Genomic DNA, 20,640 nt, shown 5'->3' with positions numbered 1-20,640 from the left:
CCGCGACGTTGAGTGGTCAACTCCACGGAGGGTCACGCCGGTGGATCAGGCGGAGCGCACGTGTCCGGGGGAGTCGGTCGGCGCCTCACCGAGGGAGGGCTGATCGTGCGGCGCGCGGCCCCCCTCCGTGGGCGACGTCAACGTGCGGACGACCCGGGCCGGAACACCGGCGATGAGCGATCCGGACGGGAAGGCGCCGCGGACGACGGCTCCCGCCGCGACGACCGAGCCTGCACCGATGCGGCTGCCCCTGAGGACGATCGCCCCCGCACCGATCCAGACGTCGTCCTCGATCACCACCGGACTCGTGCGGTAGGTACCACGGTCGGCCCCGACCGGCTCGAAGACGTGGTCCTCGTCGTGGATCGAGACGCGTTCCCCGAGCCGGCAGCGATCGCCCACGGTCAGGGACTCGAAGACCGACAGGAAGGCGCCGGTGTTGACGAAGACGTCGTCACCCCAGCGCAGGTGACCTTCGACGTGGAAGGTGCTGTCACCGGCGATCGCGCACCGGAGCCCCCGGTCGAAGGTGGCCGCCGACCCCATCTCGAGCCGGGTCCGTGGGCCGATGGCCATCGGGGTCCCGCGGAGCGCGGGGTGCGCCGCCTCCGCGGCGAGGAAGCGTGCCCGGCGGCCGAGGCGTCCCCATGCTCTGCGCGTCGTGGTCACGACGGGATGGGGCGGGCGGGGTGAAGTCCTCGTCACGCTCTGCATAGTCATCGAGTGTCGGCCGACACGGCAAGGTTGCTGTCCCTGCTGCGGTGCGATTCCGCCCATCTTGGCCGGGACTCCCCAGCATCTTCACGAACGGCCGTGGAACAGATACCCCCTGCTATGGTGCGCAACCGTAGGTAGCAGTGGGTTCCTTCGCATGCGACTCGACGCCGAGGACGTGGCGGTTGCGGAGCGGCGAGGAGGGTGGAACCGGTGGGCACCACCGTCAAGGCGTCACGCGCGGAACGCAACGACCTGGCGCTGGAGCGCGGGTCGGTCGAGCGCGTCGGCGGTCACAGTGCCCGGGGCGTGGCGTGGACACTGGCCGGTCAGTGGGGCCTGCAGGTCTTCCGCACGGCGAGCATCGTCGTGCTGGCCCGCCTCCTGACGCCCGACGACTACGGGCTCATGTCCATGGCCTGGGTGATCACCGGGTTCATCGCCACCGTGGGGAGCCTGGGGCTGTCCGAGGCGATGGTCCAGCGGGACCGCGTCACCCACGCCCAGGCGAGCACCCTGTTCTGGCTGAACCTGGCCCTGGGGGTCGGGCTCACGCTGCTGGTGGCCGCCGCCGCCCCCGTGGTGGCGTGGTTCTACGGCCGTCCCGAGCTCGTCGGGATCACCCTGGCGCTGTCGGTGACGTTCTTCCTGGGATCGCTGACCGTCCAGCACCAGGCGCTCCTCCTGCGTGGCCTGAACTTCAAGACGCTGGCGATCCGCAACTTCGTCGGTGGTCTGGCGGAGATCGTCGTCTCGATCGGGGCGGCCCTCCTGGGAGCGGGCTACTGGTCCCTCGTGGCCGGTCAACTGGCCCGGGCCCTCCTCACGATCGTCATCCTGTGGGGCTCGGTGGACTGGCGGCCCTCGCGTCCCCGGCGAGGAGCCGGAGTGCGTTCCCTGGTCTCCTTCGGCGGCGGCATCAGCACCTTCCGGATCCTCGACTACGCGTCGAAGAACGCTGACAACCTGGTCATCGGCAAGTTCCTGGGCGGTGACGCCCTCGGCCTGTACAGCCGGGGTTACGGCCTCCTGATGGCCCCCTTGCAGCAGATCCACGGCCCGGTGGCGAACGTCGTGCGGCCGACCATGGCGGCTCTCTTCAAGGAGCCCGACCGGTACCGCCGCTACTACCTGGGTGCGCTCAGCGGTCTGTGCTTCCTGGTCGCACCGGTGGTCGTCGTCCTGGCCGTCCTGGCCGACCAGGTCGTGCTCGTCCTGCTGGGACCGCAGTGGCTCGCGTCGGCCGAGGTCTTCCGCTGGCTCTCGGTCGCCGGTCTCCTGCAGGTGGTCGGCTTCACCAACGGGTGGCTGTACGCGACCTCCGGGCGGTCCTGGGCGTGGGCGCGGTGGGCGCTCATCAGCCGCCCGGTGCTCATCGCCTCCTTCTTCATCGGGCTGCCGTGGGGCATCGACGGCGTCGCGATCGCCTACGCGGTGTCCCAGCTGATCCTCACGCCCATCGGCATCGCCCGGGCGGGCAAGGGCACCCCGGTGTCGCTGCGCGACGTGCTCCGGACGTCGGTCCGTCCTGCTGTGGTCGCCGCGGTGTGCGGGGGAGTGGCGGCGGCGACCGGGATGCTGGTGCCCGACGCGTCCGGTCTCGTGCAGCTGGTAGTGCGCGGTGGAGCGGCCGGCCTCGCCGGCGTCCTGCTGGTGGTCCTGTGGCCCCGTGCTCGGCGCGAGGTCCTGGGGCTGTACCACTCGGTCCGGCACCGCTAGGTCGGACCTGCCCCTTGTGCTCGTGCCCGTAGTCGGATGATGAGGTCGGGAGAGAACGTGGAGAACGTGGAGAACGCCCCGGAGGTCTCGGTGGTGATCCCGGTGCGCAACGGTGCCCGCACCATCGTGCAGCAGCTCGACGCCCTGGCCGCCCAGCGCACCTCACGGCGGTTCGAGGTCCTCGTCGCGGACAACGGGTCGGACGACGGGACCGCCGGGGTCGTCCAGGAGTGGGCCCGGGGTCGTGCCGTCGACGTCCGGGTGATCGACGCGAGCCACCGGGCGGGGTCCAACGTCGCTCGCAACGCGGGCACCGCGGCCGCTCGCGCGGAGAAGGTCCTGATCTGCGACGCCGACGACGAGGTGGATCCCGGGTGGCTCGACGCGCTCGCCGAGGGACTCGACCGCGCCGACGGTGTCGGGGGAACGTTGGAACGCGTGAAGCTGAACGACGAGTACATCCGCCGCTGGGGACCGCCCGGCGGTCAGACGGGGATCGTGAAGCAGCTGGGGTACCTGCCGCGGCCGATCGGCGCGAACTGCGGGTTCCGCCGTCCGGTCTGGGAATCGCTCGGGGGTTTCAACGAGGACTACGTCCGGGGCGGCCCGGAGACCGAGTTCTACTGGCGTCTGCAGTTGGCCGGTTTCTCCCTGCTCGACGTGCCCGGAGCCGTCGTCCACTACCGGATGAGGGCCGAGCTGAAGGCGTCCGTCAAGCAGATGTACATCTGGGGTCGGCAGTCCCCCATGCTGTACCGCGACTTCCGTCCGCGAGGCATGACCTTCGACGCCAGGGAATCGCTGGACCGTTGGGTCTACTTCCTGCGTCTGGTCAAGCGCAGCGGACGCGGCCCGCGCGACCGTCTCGAAGCGCTGCGCCAGGGTGGTTACCGCCTCGGCAGGCTCGTCGGCAGTGTGAAGTACAGGGTCGTCTTCTTCTGAGGACCGGCCCGGCGCAGCAGGTCGGCCCGGGCGGCGACCGACCTTGCCGCGGAGGGTACCAGCGCGCTACTGTCCGTCACGTCCCGACCAGAGACGCCGGTGGTTCGGTGGCAGGTGCGACTGGTGGGGCAGGTGCGGTGGATCCCCCGAGGGGGAGTGGCGCACGCGCCACCGCTCACCGGTTCTCCTCCTGGGTCCTGCCTCCTGGAGGCGTCCGCCTCCTGTGGTCCGCGGAGGAGTCCCCGGGTCGGGGAAAGCACTACGTTCGAGGACGGACCGAGTTCCTGTGACCGGGGGAGCCGGCCGGTCGACACGTGCAGCACACGAGTTTCGTACACGGAGGAGCAGCACGCATGCGGATGACTGTCATCGGGTGTGGGTACCTCGGCGCCGTCCATGCGGCGTGCATGGCTGAGCTGGGTCACGAGGTCATCGGCATCGACGTCGATCCGGAGAAGGTCGCCGCGTTGCAGGCGGCGCGGGCCCCGTTCTTCGAGCCGGGCCTGCCGGAGCTGCTGGAGCGCACCATGGCCACCGGCCGGCTCACCTTCACCACCGACATGTCCCAGGCCGCGGGGTCGGCGGTGCACTTCGTGTGCGTGGGGACCCCGCAGAGGCGGGGGGAGTTCGCCGCGGACATGACGTACGTGGACGCCGCGGTGGACGGGCTGCTGGCGCACGTGGGTCCTGGGGAGCTGGTGGTGGGCAAGTCCACGGTGCCGGTGGGTACCGCGGCCCGGCTGGCGGCGAAGGTGGCTGAGAGGTTCAGCGGGGGTGAGCCGGGGGCGGCGTTGGCGTGGAACCCGGAGTTCTTGCGCGAGGGGCACGCGGTGGAGGACACGCTGACCCCGGACCGGCTGGTGTACGGGGTGCCGGGCGGGCCGGGCAGCACCGAGGGCAAGGCGGCCAAGGCGCTGCTGGATGAGGTGTACGCGACCCCGTTGGGTCGGGGGACGCCGTTGATCGTGACCGACTACCAGACCGCTGAGCTGGTCAAGGTCGCGGCCAACTCCTTCTTGGCCACCAAGATCTCCTTCATCAACGCGATGGCCGAGCTGTGCGAGAAGGTCAACGCCGACGTGACCCAGCTGGCCGATGCGATCGGGCACGATGACCGGATCGGGCGCAAGTTCCTCAACGCCGGTCTGGGTTTCGGGGGTGGGTGCCTGCCCAAGGACATCCGCGCGTTCATGGCCCGGGCCGGGGAGCTGGGGGCCGATCAGACGTTGACGTTCTTGCGTGAGGTCGACTCGATCAACATGCGCCGGCGGATCCGGATGGTGGACCTGGCCCGTGAGGTGTGCGAGGGGTCGTTGATCGGTAAGCGGGTGGCGGTGCTGGGGGCGGCGTTCAAGCCGCTCTCGGATGACATCCGTGACTCCCCGGCGTTGAACGTGGCGGCGCAGATCCGTCTTCAGGGTGGGGACGTGGTGTTGACCGATCCGGCGGCGGTGGACAACGCGCGCAAGGCGGTGCCGGACATCTCCTACGCGGACAGTGTGGAGGAGGCGGTGCGGGGTGCGGACGTGGTGCTGTTGTTGACGGAGTGGAAGGAGTACCGCGAGCTGGAGCCGGCCACGATCTCGGGGTTGGTGAAGGAGAAGCGGATCTTGGACGGGCGCAACGCGCTGGACCCGGGCCGGTGGCGCGCGGCGGGCTGGACCTACCGGGCCCTGGGCCGCCCCCGCGCCTGACCCACCAGAGACCTCTACCGGCGAACAGGACGGCAACTCGTGAACGAACCGGGGCAGGACGTGCGAGGCACCACCGTCACCGTCGCGGCTCCCGCGACGACGGCCGTCCGCATGACGTGGATGGACGTCTTGCGCGGGTTGGCCATCCTGGCGGTCGTGCTCTTCCACGCTGGAACGCTGCTGCGTTTCGCCCAGCTCGAGGTACCCGAGGGGTTGCGGGCGTTCAACCGTGCGGTCGCACCCTTCCGCATCCCCATGCTCGTGCTCCTGTCCGGCATGCTGCTCCCGCGTTCGATCGCGAAGGGACCTGGACCGTACGTGGTGGGCAAAGCCCGCGCGATCCTGTGGCCGTTCCTGCTCTGGTCGAGCGTGATGGTGGCGGTGAAGTGGCTGGAGTACGGTCACCCGTCGCTCAAGTGGCTGCTGCCCAACATCTTCCTCGCCGGCGGGACCTACTTGTGGTACCTGCTGTTCCTGCTCGTCTTCTACGTCGTGGCCCTGCCCCTTCGACGCGTGCCCCTGCTTCCCGTGGCGGTGGTCTTCCTCGCGCTGGCAGAAGTCGCGGTCGACGACAGCAAGTGGGGTGAACGCGCAGCGTTCCTCTTCGCGCTCTTCCTGATCGGCTGGTGGGTGGCGGACCACCCGGCTGTCGTCGAACGAGGACTGTCCTCGAGTCGTTGGCCGTTCGCGGCCCTCGGTGTCGGGGTGCTCTCGTACGCTCTCGGCGACATGTCGGGGTACGGCCCGCGAGCGATCGCCGGGACCCTCTCCGGGGTCTACCTGCTCGCCTGGGGGGCCTCGAGGGTGTCGAGGACAGCCGCTCTGCGGCCTCTCCGCTTCGTCGGCCGGAATTCGGTGGTCTTCTACTGCGTCCACTTCCCGCTGGTCGTCGTGCTGATGACCGCGGCCGGCTGGCTCCGGATCAGCAGTTCAGCCCTGCTCATGGCCGTGGCCTTCGTGGCATCGGTCGTCGCAGGTGCAGTCCTCTCGCTCCTGCGGCCGCGATCGTCGTTCGTCGCCGGCCTGTTCGTCGCCCCTGCGTGGGTCGCGCGTGCGGTGACGAGGATCGTCCCGGGGCGCTGGACGGTCCGACAGCTCTGATCAGATCCAGCTCGGCAACCACATCCGCCGCGCCCAGCTCTCGTACGGGATGACCTGGGCCGTGTAGATCGGCCAGAAGAAGGCGAAGCACGCCACGCACAGCACGACGACCGTCCCCGCGACGGCCGCGCCGACCCGTCGTCGCAGCAGCGCCGCCTCGACGCCGACGCCCTTGCGCAGGACCGCCGTGCCCGGATCCGGTCCGAGCACCAGCCCGAGCAGGTACACGACGGCGAGGACGACGAACGGGACGAAGACGACCGCGTAGAACGTGAAGATCGTCCGGTGCTGGTACTGGAACCACGGCAGGTACGCCCCGGCGTACCCGGCGAGGATCGCCCCGGCCCGCCAGTCCCGGGCGAAGGCCCAGCGGAACAGGAGCGCCGCGAGCGCGAGGAGACCCACCCACCACAGGACGGGGGTGCCGAGGCTGGTGATGGCCTTCGAGCAGGTCTCGACGGTGCAGCCCTCGACCCCGTTCGCCTTGCTCTCGTAGAAGAAGGACGTCGGCCGGCCCTGCACGAGCCAGGACCAGGGGTTGGCCGAGTAGGGGTGCGGGCTGTCCAGGCCCACGTGGAACGTGTACGCCTGCTGGTGGTAGTGCCACAGGCTCCGCAGGGCGTCGGGGACGACCGCGCCGATCCCGCGGGAGGGGTGCGTGGCGCCCCAGTCGCGGTCCCAGCCGAGGTCGCTGCGGAACCAGCCGATCCAGCCTGCGAGGTAGGTGAGGACGGCCACCGGAACCAGCACGAGGAAGGCGCCGATGCCGTCGCGCCACACCGCCGCCGCGAACCACGGCCGCACGCCCACGGCCCGCCGGGCGCCCGCGTCCCACAGGAAGGTCATGAGCCCGAAGACGGCGAGGACGTAGATGCCGGACCACTTGACCCCGCACGCCAGGCCGAGGCTCACGCCGGCCGCCAACCGGTACCAGCGGAAGCCGATGCGCGGTCCCAGACCCTCCGCTCCGTGCTCGGCCACCGCGTGGGCCAGCCGGCTCCTGGCCCGGTCCCGGTCGATGAGCAGCAGCGCGAAGGCGACGAGCACCCACCACATGAGGAAGACGTCGAGCAGGCTCGTGCGGCTCTCCACGAAGTGCTCGCCGTCGACGGTCAGCAGCACCGCCGCGGTCACCCCCAGCAGGGTCGAGCGGAACAGCCGTCGCGCGACGCGACCGATGAGCAGGATCGACAGCGTCCCGACCAGGGCGGCGGAGAAGCGCCAGCCGAAGGAGGAGTCGACACCGAAGATCCACTGCCCCAGGGCGATCATCCACTTGCCGACCGGCGGGTGGACGACGAAGTCGCCCGTCGTCCCGAACACGTCCGGTGTCCCGGCCGTGAACAGCTCGTCGGGCTTGGCGATGTCCGAGCTGTTGCGCAGCTCCACGCCGTACCGGAGCAGGGAGTAGGCCTGCTTGACGTAGTACGTCTCGTCGAAGACGAGCTGGTGCGGGCGCCCGAGCTGGAAGAAGCGCAGGAAGCCCGCGATCGCCGTGACGGCCAGCAGCGGCAGCCAGGCGCGCTTCCAGGACTCGCCGTCGATCTCGCTCCGGCCGCCGAGGAGACGTGCCCGGGCTGCGGGCGAGGGGGGCCGGTCGGCCGTGGTCTGCGTCCGGCGAGTCACTGGCACACGGCGACTCTAGTGCTGGGCCGCACGGGCGGAGGGTGGCGCCTCGCGGGGTCGAGGCGGGCTCGCGGATGCGCTTCCCCGGCGTCTGGGGACGCGCCGGCACCGGACGGTTCCGAGGCCGGCGAGCCCCGGGGGTCAGGGCTTGCCGTGGTTCTTCGGCAGCGCCTGCAGCTTCCCCCACGGGAAGTTCGCCATGATCGAGTACTGCGGGGTGCCGCCCATCAGCGACGGCCACGGGTCGGTCCCGGTGCGGGCGATCGAGGCGGCGGGGCTCTCGGCGACGACCGAGGTGCAGCCGGAGGCGTCGGTGACGATGAACCCGTACTTCTGCGCGGCCTTGGCGACCATCTTCGCGATCGGGTGCAGGTTCAGCCCGTCGACGTCGACCGACGGGTCCAGACGCAGCCGGGTGCCCTCGGGGACGGCGGCGGCGGAGGTGTCCCAGCCGTCGCCGCGGGTGGCGGGGTAGCTGTGGCCACGACCGGGCTTGGGCAGGTGCAGGGCGACGGCGTGCTGGATGGAACCGGACTTGACGTCCTCGATGCCGATGGTGCCGCCGGACAGGGCCAGGCCGCTGGCGCTGGCGCCGAAGGTGCCGCCGAACCCGCCGCGGTTGGTGGAGACCTGGTCGATCCGCCCACCCCAGCACGCCTGCCACGTGCCCTTGACCTTCTTGGCCTTCCAGAACTCCCACAGCTGGTCGGTGCTGGGGGAGAAGACCGTGAGCTGGCCGTCGGTCCCGGACGCGGGGACGGCGTCGGCCGGGATCGGCACCTGGACGAACTGCCCGCCGGTGCCGAACAAGCCGGCGGGGGTCTTGCCCTTGCCCTGGCAGTCGTTCCACTTCAGGTCGATGCGCTTCTGCCCGGCGGGGACGGTGTAGAAGCTGGTGTTGTACTTCGTGACGTTGAAGGCGGCGACACCGCCGTAGAGCTTGGCGGTCTGCGCGGCGACGTTCTTGACCATCGCTGCCGAGCGGGGGTCCAGGGGGGCCTTGCGGATGTCCTGCCGCCAGGCGGAGGCGGTGCCGAAGGGGCTGCCGGCGGGCATCGTGACCGAGTTCGTCGCCGTGGTCGTCGAGGCTGCTGTAACGCTGCGGCTGTCCGCCGCGATGGCAGGTGTGGCGGTCCCCACGGTGAGGGCCAGAGCGGCAGGCAGGAGAGCGGCGGAGAGTCGGCGGCGCAACATCAGCAGGTCCTCGCAGGTTTCGACAGGTTCGGTGCGGTACTGAGCCCATCGGGATCGAGCTGCGCGGATCTGGAGTCTGGCACGCCTCGTTCACCCGAACGGGCCAACGCCAGCCTGCCCTTTTACGCTGAGTAATGGCAATTATCGTTGCGTGAGGATTGCCACGTTGCCTTGAGTCGTTTCAGTCGCTTAGTGCGCCTGCGTCTCCGCCGCGGCGAGCGCGAACCAGTCCTGTCGGGCCCGCAGGTCGGGTGCCGCCGGAGGAGTCGTCTGCACGGCGGCCCGGGCCCGGACCAGGAACCGGCGCAGGCTGCGCACGGTGGTTCCGCGGGCACCCGCGTAGCAGCGGGTGGTCAGCCAGTCGGGACCGTCGAGGGACTCCGGAGGGACCCAGGTCGTCACGGCTCGGCCCACCCGGGACCAGCCCCGTCCGTGCCGGTGCAGGTCCCGCAGCACGTCGGCGGGCACGCGCGCCCCGAGCAGGTCCCTGGCCCGCTGCAGGGCCAGTCCCACGACCAGGCCGGTCCCGGCCTCCCGGGCGAGCTCGACCAGTCCGTCCCAGTCCTCCAGCCGGTCGGCGGCCTGCGCCACGTCGTAGCTCCACCCGAGGCGCCACCCGCCGCTGAGCGTCGCGTGCACGGCCAGGTGGTGGGCCTCGTCGACCGGGTGCGGGACCGGCACGTCGAGTCCCAGGACCCGGCGGGGGCGCCGTCGCCGCAGGACGGTCCGGACGTCGTAGCTGAAGGCGTGTCGCCGCTCGGCGAGGTTCAGGAGGTGCCAGTGCAGGTCCAGCACGGTGCCGTGCGGCAGGCGGAGACCGACCTCACCCAGCGCCAGGTCGGCGGTGCGGCGCCAGTCCGGGGCGATCACCGTGGCGCCCCCGGTCTCCAGGGCCTCCAGGGCGCGGGGCAGGTCCTCGCCGTGCACGAGCACGTCGACGTCGTGCCACTCGCGGGCGGTCGGGCGGGAGTACAGGGACGCGGCGGCGACACCCTTGACGACGGTCCACCGCAGACGCTGCAGGCAGTGGCAGACCAGTTCCAGGTCGGGGCGGGCCGCCAGGGTCCGGCGCAGCTGGGCCGCGTGCAGCGGCGCGGTCAGCGCGGTCAGTCCGCTCAGGGAGGGGGTGGCCACCAACACGTCGTGGACGAGCGGACCCACGTGGTGGGCGGCGAGGAGCCGGCTCAGCAGCGCAGGGTCCTGGGCCAGCACCCACCCGGCCTCCAGGTCCGTCGCCTGCCGGTTCTGGTGGGCGCAGCGCACGAGGTGCAGCAGGGCGAGCCCGGCCCGGCGGCGGTCCGCGGGGGGACGGGACAGGCGATCGAGAGCGACGGTGCGCACGATCCGCGGTTCGGGTGGGTGAACGCCGCGACGCGGCCGGTGTCCCCGCAGGTGCAGGAGCGCGGACACCGGCCGGCCGTCTCAGGAGGCGACGATGAGCGACTGACCCTGGTAGCTGAAGCCGTCGCTCGGGACGCCGATGTCCTTCGGCGTGAGCAGGGTGAGTTCGGCGAACGAACCGAGCTCCGTGACGCGAGGTGCTTCGTACCGCACCGTCATGGTGTGGCCTCCATCCGGGAAGGTGGCGAGAAGACGCCACTGTATTCGCCTTCGGTCACCCGATGCGTACCGAACGTCGAAGAATCATGGAGCGAGGTGGTGTGATGTGCCCGTGCACGAGCCCGTGGCGGCCTACGGTCTGACGTTTCCCGATCTCGTGGGAGGGCGGGAGTTCCTGCGGCCACCACGCGGGGGCGAGACGCCGTGGCGGATCACCCGCGAGGTCACCGACCGGCCCGCAGCTCTGGCCGGGGTGCGCGAGGACGAGATCACCGACCGGTACGCCGTCCACCCCCTCGGCGACGGGGGCGTGGCGCGCATCGACCGGGCGACCAGGACCACCCACCTCACCACCGCGTCCCCGGTGGCCGACCGCGAGGTCGTGCACCCCCACCTCGCCTCGACCGCCGTCGTCACCGCCGTGTGGCGTGGCCTGCCGGCGCTGCACGCCGGGGCGGTCTCGCTCGGGGACGACGTGTTCGTGCTCCTGGGCGAGCGGGCGGCGGGCAAGAGCACGGCCGTGTGGTCGTTGCTGCAGCAGGGTTTCGCCCACGTCAGCGACGACGTCGTGCTCGTCGCCGGGGACGCGGTCCTGCCCGGCCCGCGGTGCGTCGACCTGCGCGCCCCGGTGGCGCGCTGCCTCGGGGTGGGGGAGGACCTGGGGGTCGTCGGTCGTCGGGAGCGGTGGCGCGCGAACGTGGTCGGGGAACCGTCCGCGACGCTGCGCCTGGCCGGGTTCGTGCACCTGGACTGGACCACCGCGCAACGTTCCGAGTTCGACGACCTGGCGTTCGCGCAACGGTTGCACGGCGTCGAAGCGGCGCTGGCCGCGAGGGTTCCCCAGCACGACCCCGCGGCCCTGCTGCGGCTGGCGGCCCTGCCCGCGCTGCGCTGGTCCCGCCCCCGGGATCTGCACCGGGTCCACGACAGCGCCGCCGAACTCGCCTCAGCCCTGCGGGGCTGAACCCCCCAGCTCGGCGAGCACGGCGGTGTGCAGCAGGCTGAAGGAGTGCGGGTCGGGTTCGGTCGCGGCCCATTCCCGGCGAAGGGCCTCGACGTCCACGAGCCCGGTCAGATCGGTGCCCAACCCGGCGCCGGTCCACTCCCGAGCCCACTTGCGGGCCGGGCCGGCCCAGAACGCGCCGTTGAACGACGACTTCGTGCTGCGTTCGACCAGGTCGGCGGGCAGCAGGTCCCCGAACTGCGACCGCAGCTCCCGGGTGCGCCCGCGCGGACCGGTCCGCCCCCACGCCGTCGCCGTCGTCGCCAGGACGCGCGGTGCGCAGAACGGGTTCTCCACCACCACGTCGTGCAGCGCCCCGAGGCGGTCCAGGCCTTCCCGGTGCATCTGGAGGCGGCGGCCGGGCCAGACCCGCCGCCGCACGGCGCGCTCCCAGGACAACGGCTCTGTCGCATCCAGCCGCGCCAGGTCGGTGCGCAACCTCCGCAGCGCCGTCGGGTGGATCCACCCGTACCGCACGTCGACCCGTCGAAGCGATCGCCGCACCCGCAGGGGCCGGGGGGCGAGGTCCAGGGCCGCGTTCCGGGCCGTGCGGCGGTTCACCGCCCACGTGCGTGACAGCAACCGGTAGGGGGTGAGCCGGGTGACGGGGGAGAACAGCTCGTCGCCACCGACGCCCGTCAGCAGCGAGCCCCCCGCGGCCAGCGCGGCGATCGGGGCGTGGAAGTGCAGGTTGAACGGCGCGCACACACCGAGCCGGTGCAACGTGTCACGAGCGACCGGTCCGGCGACGTCGAGCTCGTCGGTGAACCGCAGTCGCGTCCACTCCGGCAGGTCCAGGTGCCGGACGACGAGTTCCTGCCAGTGGCCCTCGTGGCTGGCCGGGACCGCGGGGAACGTGTTGGTCACCGGGACCGGCAGGGCCAGGCCCTCGCGACGGGCCAGGGCGGCGGCCACCGCCAGGACGGTGGAGGAGTCCCGCCCGCCGGAGAAGCTCACGACGCACGGGGGCCGGCGCAGGGCGGGCAGGACCGCCTCCTCGACCGCCGACCGCAGGGTCCCGTCAGGGCGGTCGGTGAGGTCGCCGACCCCGGCGGCGCGCCCGTAGGGGACGGTCCACAGCAGTTCGAGGTCGGTGAACCGCAGGGTCACGGCCGCAGCACCGTCAGCTCGCGGTACCGGTCGTGCTCGTCGCGGTCGTACCCGCGGATCCAGGCGTGCGCGGTGAACTCCGGCTGCGCCGCGGTCGGGACGGCGACGACGATCTCGGCCTCGCGCCCGTGCGCGGCGAACCAGGCCTGCAGGACCAGGCAGCGTTGCAGGCACGTGGCGTCCTGCTCGTGCAGCACCCGTTCCACCACGACCCGCGACCACCCGGGCAGTGCCGGGACCGGAACCGCGCACCGGGCCGCCATGCCCTCCCGGGCCAGGTCGGCGCGGACCGCCGCGAGGGAACCCCGGGCCCACCGTCGCGCTCGCGACCCCTGCGGACCGCGGTGCCGCAGCACCCGCCGCCACCGGCGCAACCGGCCGCGCACGTCCCGCAGGGCCGGGGGCCGGACCGGACGCCTCACGGCTCCCGCAGGAACGGGGCCAGTTCGGCCAGGAACACCGCGACGTCCTGCCGGGCGACGGGTTCGTCGAGGGAGAACACCGCGACGAGCTCGGCCACGAGCTCGTCACGGGTGGTCCCGCGGACCAGCAGGGGCCACAACGTCGTCCCGGCCCCGGTGACCCCGTGGTAGGTGGAGGACCCCGGGTCGAGCACGACGACCTGGCCGTCGACCTCCTGCCAGACGAGTTCCGAGCGCGTCTGGACCGTCCTGGACGTCACCGTCACCACCCCCTCGTCCCGGACGGGTCCGCCCGGGTCTCCCCGTCACCCGTGACGGCGGCACTGCTGGTCCGGAAAGCGCGCGCCTGCAGGTCGTACAGCGCAGCGTAGTGGCCGCCGCGGCGCAGGAGTTCTTCGTGCGTCCCGACGTCGTCGACCACACCGTCGCGCAGGACGTGGATGCGGTCGGCGTCACGGACGTTCGCCAGCCGGTGCGTGATGAGCAGCACCGCCCGGCCGCGGGTCGCGGTGCGCACGGTGGTGAACAGTTCGGCCTCGGCGCGGGCGTCGAGCGCGGCGCTGGGTTCGTCGAGGATCAGCAGACCGCTGCCGCGGAACAGCGCGCGAGCCAGGGCGACCCGTTGCCACTGACCGCCGGACAGTTCCGTCCCGCCGGGACGCTCGGCCGACAACGGGGTGTCGAGCCCGGCAGGCAGCCCGGCCAGGAACTCCCACGCGCCGGCCTCGCGCGCTGCTCCCTCCACGCCTGGGCCGACGTCGCCGTCGCCGCGGTGGGCGCGTTCGACGTCGCCGAAGGCGATGTTGTCCACGGCCGGGAGCTGCCAGTGCGCGAAGTCCTGGAACATCACCGCGACCTGCCGGCGCACCGCCGCGGGGGGCAGGCCCGCGACGTCGACCCCGTTCCAGGTGACGACCCCGCCGCTGGGGCGGTGCAGCCCGGCGACCACCTTCGCCAGCGTCGACTTGCCCGAACCGTTCTCCCCGACGAGCGCGACGACCTCCCCGGCGCGCACGTCGAGGTCGACCCCGCGCAGCGCCTGCGTGCCGGAGGCGAACCGGAACGAGACGTCCTGAACGCGCAGCACCTCCAGCGGCCCCACCGCGGGCCCGTCGTGCGCCTCCGGTTCCACCGGCGTGGCGTGGAAGTCGGTGAGGTCGTCGAGGAACAACCCCGACTCCAGGATCGCTCCCACGCCGCGGACGAACTGCCGTGACCGGTTGGCCAGCAACGGCACCGCGACCGCGACAGCGCCGGCCTGGGCCACCGACAGCCGGCCGGCGTCGATGGCGGCGACGACGGCGACGAGCAGGCCCGCCGCGACGAGGGCGGTCAGCAGCTCCCCGGCCAGGATCGTGCGGGTCCGGCGCCGTGCGTGCCGCCGGACCGCGCCGATCCACTCCTCCGACGCCGCGTCCCAGCGTCCCCGGAGGTCCGTCGCCAGCCCGTAGGAGCGCACCTCCGAGGCCGTGGCGCGGTCAGTGAGGGTGCTCTGCAGGTAGGCGCGCAACCGCAGCGCCGGGGCGTGCTGCACGGCGAACTCGAACTCCTGGCGCCCGCCGCGGCGGGCGACGAGCAGCAGCACCGGGACGGGAACCAGCAGGACGAGGGCGATCGGAGCGACCGCCCACACGGCCACGACGACCGCGACCAGGCCCACCGCGCCGCCGGCGACGCCCACGAGTCCCTGCACGACGGCCAGCGGGCGGGTCAACGCGTTGAGCCGGACCCGTTCGAGCCGCTCGAAGAACTCCGGGGTGTCGTAGTGCGTGAGGTCCACCCGCGCGCTGACGTCGAGGAAGCGTCCCCAGACGTGCCGCTGCACGACCTCCCCGAGCACCTTCTGCCGTTGCCCCTGCACCGCGCTCGCCACCCCGGCGGCCAGGCCCACGACGGCCAGCAGGAACAGCGGGACGGTGGCTCGGGTCAGCCGGTCGCCACCGGCGTCGTCGACGAGGACGTGCAGGAGGGTGCGCACCAGCGGCAGCAGCGCGGCCAGCACCACGGTGGCCACGAACTGCGGGACGAGCGTCGCCAGGAGGTCGCGGGGGCCGGCGGCCCAGCAGGTGCCCCACGCTTGCCGGACCCAGCGCGGCAGCGCCGCCGGACGCCGTCGACCGCGCCGGCTCTCGGCCCGCAGCGTCACCGGGTCGATCCGCTGGTGTGCGACCACACCCACCTCCGGCCTGCTGCGCCTCTTCGCGGTTCGCTCCGGTGCGCCCCGATCGGTGGACAGTACGTCACTGGTGGGGAGTTCAGGTGCGGTGCGGTGGCTTCGGAGGCCCTTCCCGCCACGGTGTGGGTCTTCGGCGGGCACACGCTCCGCTCGCAGGTCCTCGTCTCTTCACCGACTCGCGGATACCGAGATCTTGGCGTATCTTCTGCGCGGCTGGATGGCGTGGCTCACTGGTCCCGCAGAGAGTGATTTATTCGTTACTCTCCGTGCCATGCAGATGGTGTTGACGAGTTGCCTGCTGCCCAGGAGGTCCGAGCTCCCGCTCAGTGCTGCGGAGCGGGCGCCCCGTGGCTGACCTGACCGAGCGTCGCCCCGGCGACGCGGCCGCAGCGCCCGTCCTCCGTGTGCCCGGGGCCACCGACCCTGCGGTGGCCCCGCACGGTGCCGGACGCCGGTTCCGGCCCGACATCGAGGGACTGCGCGCAGTCGCGGTGCTCCTCGTCGTGCTCTACCACGCCGGGGTGCCGGGTCTGACCGGTGGTTTCGTCGGCGTCGACGTCTTCTTCGTCATCTCCGGCTACCTGATCACCACCCACCTCCTGGCGGAACTGGCCCGCACCGGCCGGTTGTCCCTGGCCGCGTTCTACGGCCGTCGTGTCCGGCGCCTCCTGCCGCTGTCGCTGGTCGTGCTCATGACCACGGTGGTCGTCAGCTGGTCGTTCCTGCCGCCCGTGGAGACGCGTGCGACCTTCACCGACGCCCGGTGGACGGCGCTGTTCGCCATGAACGTCAGGCTCGCCCTGCAGGGGGTGGACTACCAGGCCAACGCGGAACCCTCCGTCTTGCAGCACTACTGGTCCCTGGGGGTCGAGGAGCAGTTCTACGCCCTGTGGCCGGTGGCCCTGCTGCTGATGTGGTGGCTCGGTACCCGCGCCTAGGAGGTTCTCGGTCGCAGGACAGCGCGTCCGCGGCTCGTGGCTGCCGTCGGCACCGCCGTGCTGAGCCTGGCCTCCTTCCTCTGCTGCGTCCGTCTCCTCGACGTCGCCCAGCCCTACGCCTACTTCCTGCTCCCGGCGCGGGTCTGGGAGCTGGGGGCCGGGGCCCTCGTGGCCTTCGCCGGTCCTGCACTCCTGCGTCGCCACCGCGCCCTGGACGACCTGGTCGCCATCCGCGTGCTGCTGTCCGCAGCCGCAGCCGCAGGGCTCACCCTGGTGCTGGTCGCCGCCGTGGTCTACGACGACGCCACACCCTTTCCCGGACCCACGGCGCTGGTGCCGGTCCTCGGCACTGCCCTGGTGATCCTGGCGGGGACCTCCCGTGCGACCGGGGTCGAGCGGTACCTCCTGGGCCGTCCTGCGGCCCAGCGCGTCGGACGGGTCTCCTACGGCTGGTACCTGTGGCACTGGCCGGCGCTGCTGCTCGTCCCGGCCGTCCTCGACCTCGAACCGACCCTGGTGGTCGGCCTGGTCGTCGCGGGTGCCTCGCTCCTCCTGGCCCAGGGGACGCTGGTGCTGGTCGAGGACCCGTTCCGACGCACTCCTCGCCTGCGAGGGCGGATGCGTCCGTTGGCGATCGGAGCCGCGGCGTCGGTCCTGCTGCTCGCCGTGACGGGACTGGCCTCGCTCACGTCCACGACGACCCGCGGCGACGGGCCGGCCGCGGCGGTGCCCGTCCTGACGGGGGTGCGTGACGACCCCGCCCTGCGTGCTGGGATGCAGGCACGTGCCGTTCCCGTCAACCTCGCGCCCGGGCTGGACACCGCCGGGGACGACGTGCCCGCGGGCAGCCCGGTCGACGGGCTCAGCTGCCACGTCGGGCTCGATCAGACCGTGCTGCGGCCCGAGCCGGCGGCTGCGTGCGCCTTCGGCGACGTCACCAGCGAACGCACCGTCGTCCTCGTCGGGGACTCCCACGCGTACCAGTGGCTGCCCGCGCTCGACGAGGCCGGCCGTGCGCAGGGGTACAAGGTCTTGAGCTACACGAAGTCCGGGTGTCCCGTGTACGACCTGGACGTCGTGCAGCCCAACCTCGGTCGGGACTACCGCGAGTGCTACGCCTGGCGCGACGCGGTCCTGACCGAGGTGGGCGTCCTCCGGCCCGCCCTCGTGGTCACCTCGGGGATCGTCACCTCGGACGCGGGCACCGGTGAGGAGGACGCCGTGGCCGCCTGGGAACGCGGTGTCGATCGGACCGTGGACGCCCTGCGCTCGACCGGAACCGAGGTGCTCGTCGTCGGAGACACGCCTTACCCCGGCGAAGACGTGCCGCGGTGCGTCGCACGGGACCTCGACGACGCGGCGTCGTGCACGCTGGACGAGGAGCGCGCACTCACCTTCCCGCGGCGGCGAGATGCGGTCGCCCGATCCGTCGCGGACTCCGGAGCCGGTTACATCGACACCACGACGTGGCTGTGCGCCGGTGACCGGTGTCCCGTCGTCCTGGGCGACACCCTCGTCTACCGCGACCACAGCCACCTCAGCGCCACCGCCGCTCGCCGGCTCGCCGGCGCCTTCATCCCCCATCTGCCCAGGGCCTGATCCGCTGGACGGGGCCGGCCATCGCCCCCGGCGACCGGCCGGGGCCGTGGCGTACGGCACGATGACCCGGGTGGAAGAGCAGCACAGCCCGGGACGACTCGTCCTGGCGGGCACGCCGATCGGCAACGCCGGTGACGCGACGGCACGCCTGGTGGACCTGCTGACCACCGCCGACGTCGTCGCGGCCGAGGACACCCGTCGCCTGCACCGCCTCGCCTCGACGCTCGGGGTCGTCCCGCGGGGCAAGGTGCTCAGCTACCACGAGCACAACGAAGTCGAGCGCACGCCCGAGCTCGTCGACGCGGTGCGCAGCGGGTCGACCGTCGCGCTCGTCACCGACGCGGGCATGCCGTCCGTCTCCGACCCCGGCTACCGCCTCGTCCGCGGCTGCGTCGAGGCAGGGCTCCCGGTGACCGTCGTCCCGGGTCCGTCGGCGGTGCTGACGGCCCTCGCGGTCTCGGGGCTCCCCAGCGACCGGTTCGCCTTCGAGGGCTTCGCACCCCGCAAACCCGGTGAACGCAGCCGGGTCTTCGCGGCGCTCGCCGCGGACGAGCGGACGCTCCTGTTCTTCGAGTCGCCGCACCGCACGGCCGCGACCCTCGCCGCGATGGCTGAGGCGTTCGGTGCGGACCGGCCGGCCGCGGTGTGCCGGGAGCTGACCAAGACGTACGAGGAGGTCGTGCGGGGGTCCCTCGGTGAGCTGGCTGCCTGGGCGGCCGAGGGCGAGGTCCGCGGGGAGGTCTGCGTGGTCGTCGCGGGGTCCTCCGGCGCCCCGAACCGGCAGCCGGGCGAACTCGTCGAGGAGGTCTTGGGACTCGTCTCGTCCGGGTACCGGCTCAAGGACGCGGTCAGGCTGACGGCCGACCGGGGCGGGGTTCCCTCCCGCACCCTCTACGACGAGGTCGTCGTCCGCCGCCGCGGTTGAGCACAGCGGTACGCCCGTCGCAAGGCGACGCTCGACGCGGTCCCCGTGTTGCGGAGAGCCAACCCACGACGATCCAGCTCTGCGTCCGCTCCGAGTGATCACCCCCCTGGCCGCCGTCGCGTGGAGGAGTCAGGCCAGCGGACTCCCGTCGAGCAGCACGACGCCGGGGGTCACCTCGTCGCCCACCGCTGGTGGCCGCACGTCGTCGGCCGGCCGCCAGGGCAGTCCCCCCAGGTTTGTCCCGGTGTCGTAGAAGACGGTGAGCGGTCCGTGGGCGGGGACTGTCACGACGTCCTCGGGTGCGGACGTGACGTCCGCACCCGTCGACCGCCAGACGACGAGCGTCGCAGGGCCGGACGTGCTCAGGCGCAGGCGGGCCGACTGGCCGCCACCGACCCGCACCGACGACACAGGGGTGGTGCCCGTCCACGCACCGGTGGCGTCCCTCAGCGCCGCGATGTACTGCACCGATCCTTCGGTCAGGCTGCCCTCCACGTCGTCCTGGTCCGCGGCTGTGTCGATCCACCGGGGCGGTTGCAGCGACGGGCAGCCGACCAGCCCGCTGGCGCCACCGGACGGCGTGACCTTCCACTGCCCGCGCTGAACGATCTCGAAGGAGCCCTGGGCGAGCTGCCACGTGCCGACCGGCGATGACAGCGCCTGCACCAGGCCGTCGTCGTCACTCGTGATGCGGAACCCCGCGCTGGGGGCCCAGCGCGCCCCTGTCGCGAGGGTCCCGACGCGCGTTCCGACCTGGTGGGCGACGACGCGCGTGTCCGGCTGGACCCCCGTCAACGACAGCAGGGGCCCGGTGCTCGAGTCCCCCTTCCGGCTCGCCCGCACCGTGGACGTCCCGTCTCGGTGGAAGAGCATCTCGGTGAAGTCGCGCAGCGTGAGCTGCGAACCCGGACCACCGGAGTCGTCGACGAGGATCGCCGGGACGTCCGCCGCCCGGGCCGGGTACAGGACGGCCGCATCGATCGACACCTGGCTGGAGCGGACGACGAACCCCGTCGTACTGCCGAGGTCGCACTCGTGGTGCGAGGCGACCACCGAGATGGCGCGGCACCGGCTCACCTTGATCGTCCCGGCTATGGCCGACGCGATCGTCGCGCCCTTGCAGTTGTCGAGGCTGGCGATCCCGATGCCACGTTCGGTCTTGGGGCTGATGAGGGTGATCCCGTCTCCATTGGAGACCTGGTAGATCAACCAGGCATCGTCCACCTCGTCCAGCCGGCCCTGGCACCGGTCGAGGACCATGGCGTCGCAGTAGTCGTACCAGGACACCAGGGTGCGGGCCGCGGTCATGACGACGTCGGTGAAGCGACCCGAACACCGGTTGAAGAAGGCGAGTGCTCGATTCGCCTTCGCGCCGTCGACCCGGAGCTGGTTCACCACGAGGCGGGGAGTTCCCCCGACCGATGGACCCGTGGCGCGGTGGTCCACGTCCACGGCCACCGAGTCGCCCGAGCGTGCGCGCCGGACGGTGTTCGGGAAGAATCCCCACCGGGTGGACCGGTCGGCCGTGAAGGCGTCCGTCGTGGGCAGGTCGGGACCGAGGACGAGATCAGCCCCGTTGCCGTGCAGGACGAAGCAGTCGAACGGGTCGTCCGAGTCCAAGAACACCGGCGTGTTGAGGTAGTACCTTCCGCGAGGCTCGAGCACGACCTCGCGGACGCCCCGGTCGTAGAGGAGCTGCAGACCGGGTCCGCAGTCCGAATCGCCGGTGGGATCCAGCGCATCGATCGTCCCGCGGCTGTGAGGGCCGGATGAGGGGGAGTTCAGCGCTTCGTCAGCGGACAGCGCCACGGCCGCCGTGCCCGCGCCGACGCCGAACGCGGCGAACACCTTGGCGACGCTGCGTCGGCCCATCGCGGGCCGGGGCGTCACGGGATCGTCCTCGGCACGGGGCCCGGG

Annotated in this window: 17 protein-coding genes and 1 pseudogene; 8 read left to right on the top strand and 10 right to left on the bottom strand. The window is 72.2% G+C overall.

The genetic code is table 11. The features are described from left to right. Window positions 1-45 precede the first annotated feature (45 nt). Window positions 46-669 carry an acyltransferase gene (locus tag AB2L28_RS03245; RefSeq protein ID WP_370717302.1) on the bottom strand — a complete coding sequence of 208 codons (624 nt, stop codon included), beginning with the start codon at window positions 667-669 and terminating at the stop codon, window positions 46-48. A gap of 258 nt (window positions 670-927) precedes the next feature. Here AB2L28_RS03245 and AB2L28_RS03240 point away from each other — a divergent pair, with 258 nt between their 5' ends. The 4 genes from AB2L28_RS03240 (at window position 928) to AB2L28_RS03225 (ending at window position 6,170) form a co-directional block, all read left to right on the top strand. Next, on the top strand, window positions 928-2,433 hold the full coding sequence (locus AB2L28_RS03240) for a lipopolysaccharide biosynthesis protein (RefSeq protein ID WP_370717301.1): 1,506 nt from the start codon (window positions 928-930) through the stop codon (window positions 2,431-2,433). 39 nt (window positions 2,434-2,472) lie between these two features. Continuing rightward, on the top strand, window positions 2,473-3,375 hold the full coding sequence (locus tag AB2L28_RS03235) for a glycosyltransferase family 2 protein (RefSeq protein WP_370717300.1): 903 nt from the start codon (window positions 2,473-2,475) through the stop codon (window positions 3,373-3,375). A 353-nt stretch (window positions 3,376-3,728) separates the two neighbouring features. After that, the gene (locus AB2L28_RS03230; RefSeq protein ID WP_370717299.1) at window positions 3,729-5,069 is read left to right on the top strand and encodes a UDP-glucose dehydrogenase family protein; all 1,341 of its coding nucleotides are present in this window, start codon (window positions 3,729-3,731) and stop codon (window positions 5,067-5,069) included. 39 nt (window positions 5,070-5,108) lie between these two features. Beyond that, complete coding sequence (locus AB2L28_RS03225) at window positions 5,109-6,170, top strand: acyltransferase family protein (RefSeq protein WP_370717298.1); 1,062 nt, start codon at window positions 5,109-5,111, stop codon at window positions 6,168-6,170. On the opposite strand, the gene AB2L28_RS03220 is transcribed toward AB2L28_RS03225, so the two are convergent. The 4 genes from AB2L28_RS03220 to AB2L28_RS03205 form a co-directional block, all read right to left on the bottom strand. Further along, entirely contained in the window at window positions 6,171-7,802 is a 1,632-nt protein-coding gene (locus tag AB2L28_RS03220; protein WP_370717297.1) for a dolichyl-phosphate-mannose--protein mannosyltransferase, read from the bottom strand. A 135-nt stretch (window positions 7,803-7,937) separates the two neighbouring features. Beyond that, on the bottom strand, window positions 7,938-8,990 hold the full coding sequence (locus tag AB2L28_RS03215) for a DUF4124 domain-containing protein (protein ID WP_370717296.1): 1,053 nt from the start codon (window positions 8,988-8,990) through the stop codon (window positions 7,938-7,940). Between the two features lie 189 nt (window positions 8,991-9,179). Then, a complete protein-coding gene (locus tag AB2L28_RS03210) occupies window positions 9,180-10,331 on the bottom strand; it encodes a nucleotidyltransferase family protein (RefSeq protein WP_370717295.1) in 1,152 nt (383 codons plus the stop codon). A gap of 81 nt (window positions 10,332-10,412) precedes the next feature. Further along, the gene (locus AB2L28_RS03205) at window positions 10,413-10,544 is read right to left on the bottom strand and encodes a lasso RiPP family leader peptide-containing protein (RefSeq protein WP_370717294.1); all 132 of its coding nucleotides are present in this window, start codon (window positions 10,542-10,544) and stop codon (window positions 10,413-10,415) included. Between the two features lie 118 nt (window positions 10,545-10,662). On the opposite strand from AB2L28_RS03205, the gene AB2L28_RS03200 reads away from it, so the two are divergent. Next, window positions 10,663-11,514 (top strand): phosphoenolpyruvate carboxykinase (ATP), encoded by an 852-nt coding sequence (locus tag AB2L28_RS03200; protein WP_370717293.1) that lies wholly within the window; start codon window positions 10,663-10,665, stop codon window positions 11,512-11,514. Here the strand turns inward: AB2L28_RS03200 and AB2L28_RS03195 are convergent. The 4 genes from AB2L28_RS03195 to AB2L28_RS03180 are packed head-to-tail and all read right to left on the bottom strand — an operon-like array spanning window position 11,497 to window position 15,264. Next, window positions 11,497-12,663: an asparagine synthase-related protein gene (locus tag AB2L28_RS03195; RefSeq protein WP_370717292.1), complete on the bottom strand. Its 1,167-nt coding sequence runs from the start codon at window positions 12,661-12,663 to the stop codon at window positions 11,497-11,499. The two genes, AB2L28_RS03200 and AB2L28_RS03195, sit on opposite strands and share 18 nt — an antisense overlap. Next, window positions 12,660-13,085, bottom strand: coding sequence for a lasso peptide biosynthesis protein (locus tag AB2L28_RS03190; RefSeq protein ID WP_370717291.1), 426 nt, complete (start codon window positions 13,083-13,085; stop codon window positions 12,660-12,662). Before AB2L28_RS03190 ends, AB2L28_RS03195 begins: the two co-directional genes overlap by 4 nt. Beyond that, the gene (locus AB2L28_RS03185; protein WP_370717290.1) at window positions 13,082-13,345 is read right to left on the bottom strand and encodes a PqqD family protein; all 264 of its coding nucleotides are present in this window, start codon (window positions 13,343-13,345) and stop codon (window positions 13,082-13,084) included. The genes AB2L28_RS03190 and AB2L28_RS03185 overlap by 4 nt, the downstream gene beginning before the upstream one ends. A 2-nt stretch (window positions 13,346-13,347) precedes the next feature. After that, the gene (locus tag AB2L28_RS03180) at window positions 13,348-15,264 is read right to left on the bottom strand and encodes an ABC transporter ATP-binding protein (RefSeq protein ID WP_370717289.1); all 1,917 of its coding nucleotides are present in this window, start codon (window positions 15,262-15,264) and stop codon (window positions 13,348-13,350) included. A gap of 323 nt (window positions 15,265-15,587) precedes the next feature. Here AB2L28_RS03180 and AB2L28_RS03175 point away from each other — a divergent pair. The 3 genes and pseudogenes from AB2L28_RS03175 to rsmI all read left to right on the top strand — a co-directional run. Continuing rightward, window positions 15,588-16,745 (top strand): annotated as a pseudogene (locus AB2L28_RS03175) (acyltransferase family protein); the annotation flags it as partial. Window positions 16,746-16,817: 72 nt separating this feature from the next. Further along, window positions 16,818-17,798, top strand: coding sequence for an SGNH hydrolase domain-containing protein (locus AB2L28_RS03170; RefSeq protein ID WP_370717837.1), 981 nt, complete (start codon window positions 16,818-16,820; stop codon window positions 17,796-17,798). 61 nt (window positions 17,799-17,859) lie between these two features. Next, window positions 17,860-18,723 (top strand): 16S rRNA (cytidine(1402)-2'-O)-methyltransferase, encoded by an 864-nt coding sequence (rsmI, locus tag AB2L28_RS03165; RefSeq protein WP_370717288.1) that lies wholly within the window; start codon window positions 17,860-17,862, stop codon window positions 18,721-18,723. 129 nt (window positions 18,724-18,852) lie between these two features. Here rsmI and AB2L28_RS03160 read toward each other — a convergent pair whose 3' ends face one another. Continuing rightward, on the bottom strand, window positions 18,853-20,613 hold the full coding sequence (locus tag AB2L28_RS03160; protein WP_370717287.1) for a hypothetical protein: 1,761 nt from the start codon (window positions 20,611-20,613) through the stop codon (window positions 18,853-18,855). Window positions 20,614-20,640 lie beyond the last annotated feature (27 nt).

The sequence above is a fragment of the Kineococcus mangrovi genome (assembly GCF_041320705.1).
GTDB classification, from domain to species: Bacteria; Actinomycetota; Actinomycetes; order Actinomycetales; family Kineococcaceae; genus Kineococcus; species Kineococcus mangrovi.
The sequence above is the reverse complement of the archived record's forward strand: the minus strand, read 5'-3'. Positions and strand labels throughout refer to the sequence as shown.

Coding starts and splice junctions, on each gene's coding strand:
- AB2L28_RS03235 (WP_370717300.1), top strand. CDS start 2,473: ATGAGGTCGGGAGAGAACGTGGAGAACGTGGAGAACGCCCCGGAGGTC.
- AB2L28_RS03230 (WP_370717299.1), top strand. CDS start 3,729: ATGCGGATGACTGTCATCGGGTGTGGGTACCTCGGCGCCGTCCATGCG.
- AB2L28_RS03215 (WP_370717296.1), bottom strand. CDS start 8,990: ATGTTGCGCCGCCGACTCTCCGCCGCTCTCCTGCCTGCCGCTCTGGCC.
- AB2L28_RS03170 (WP_370717837.1), top strand. CDS start 16,818: ATGCGTCCGTTGGCGATCGGAGCCGCGGCGTCGGTCCTGCTGCTCGCC.
- rsmI (WP_370717288.1), top strand. CDS start 17,860: ATGACCCGGGTGGAAGAGCAGCACAGCCCGGGACGACTCGTCCTGGCG.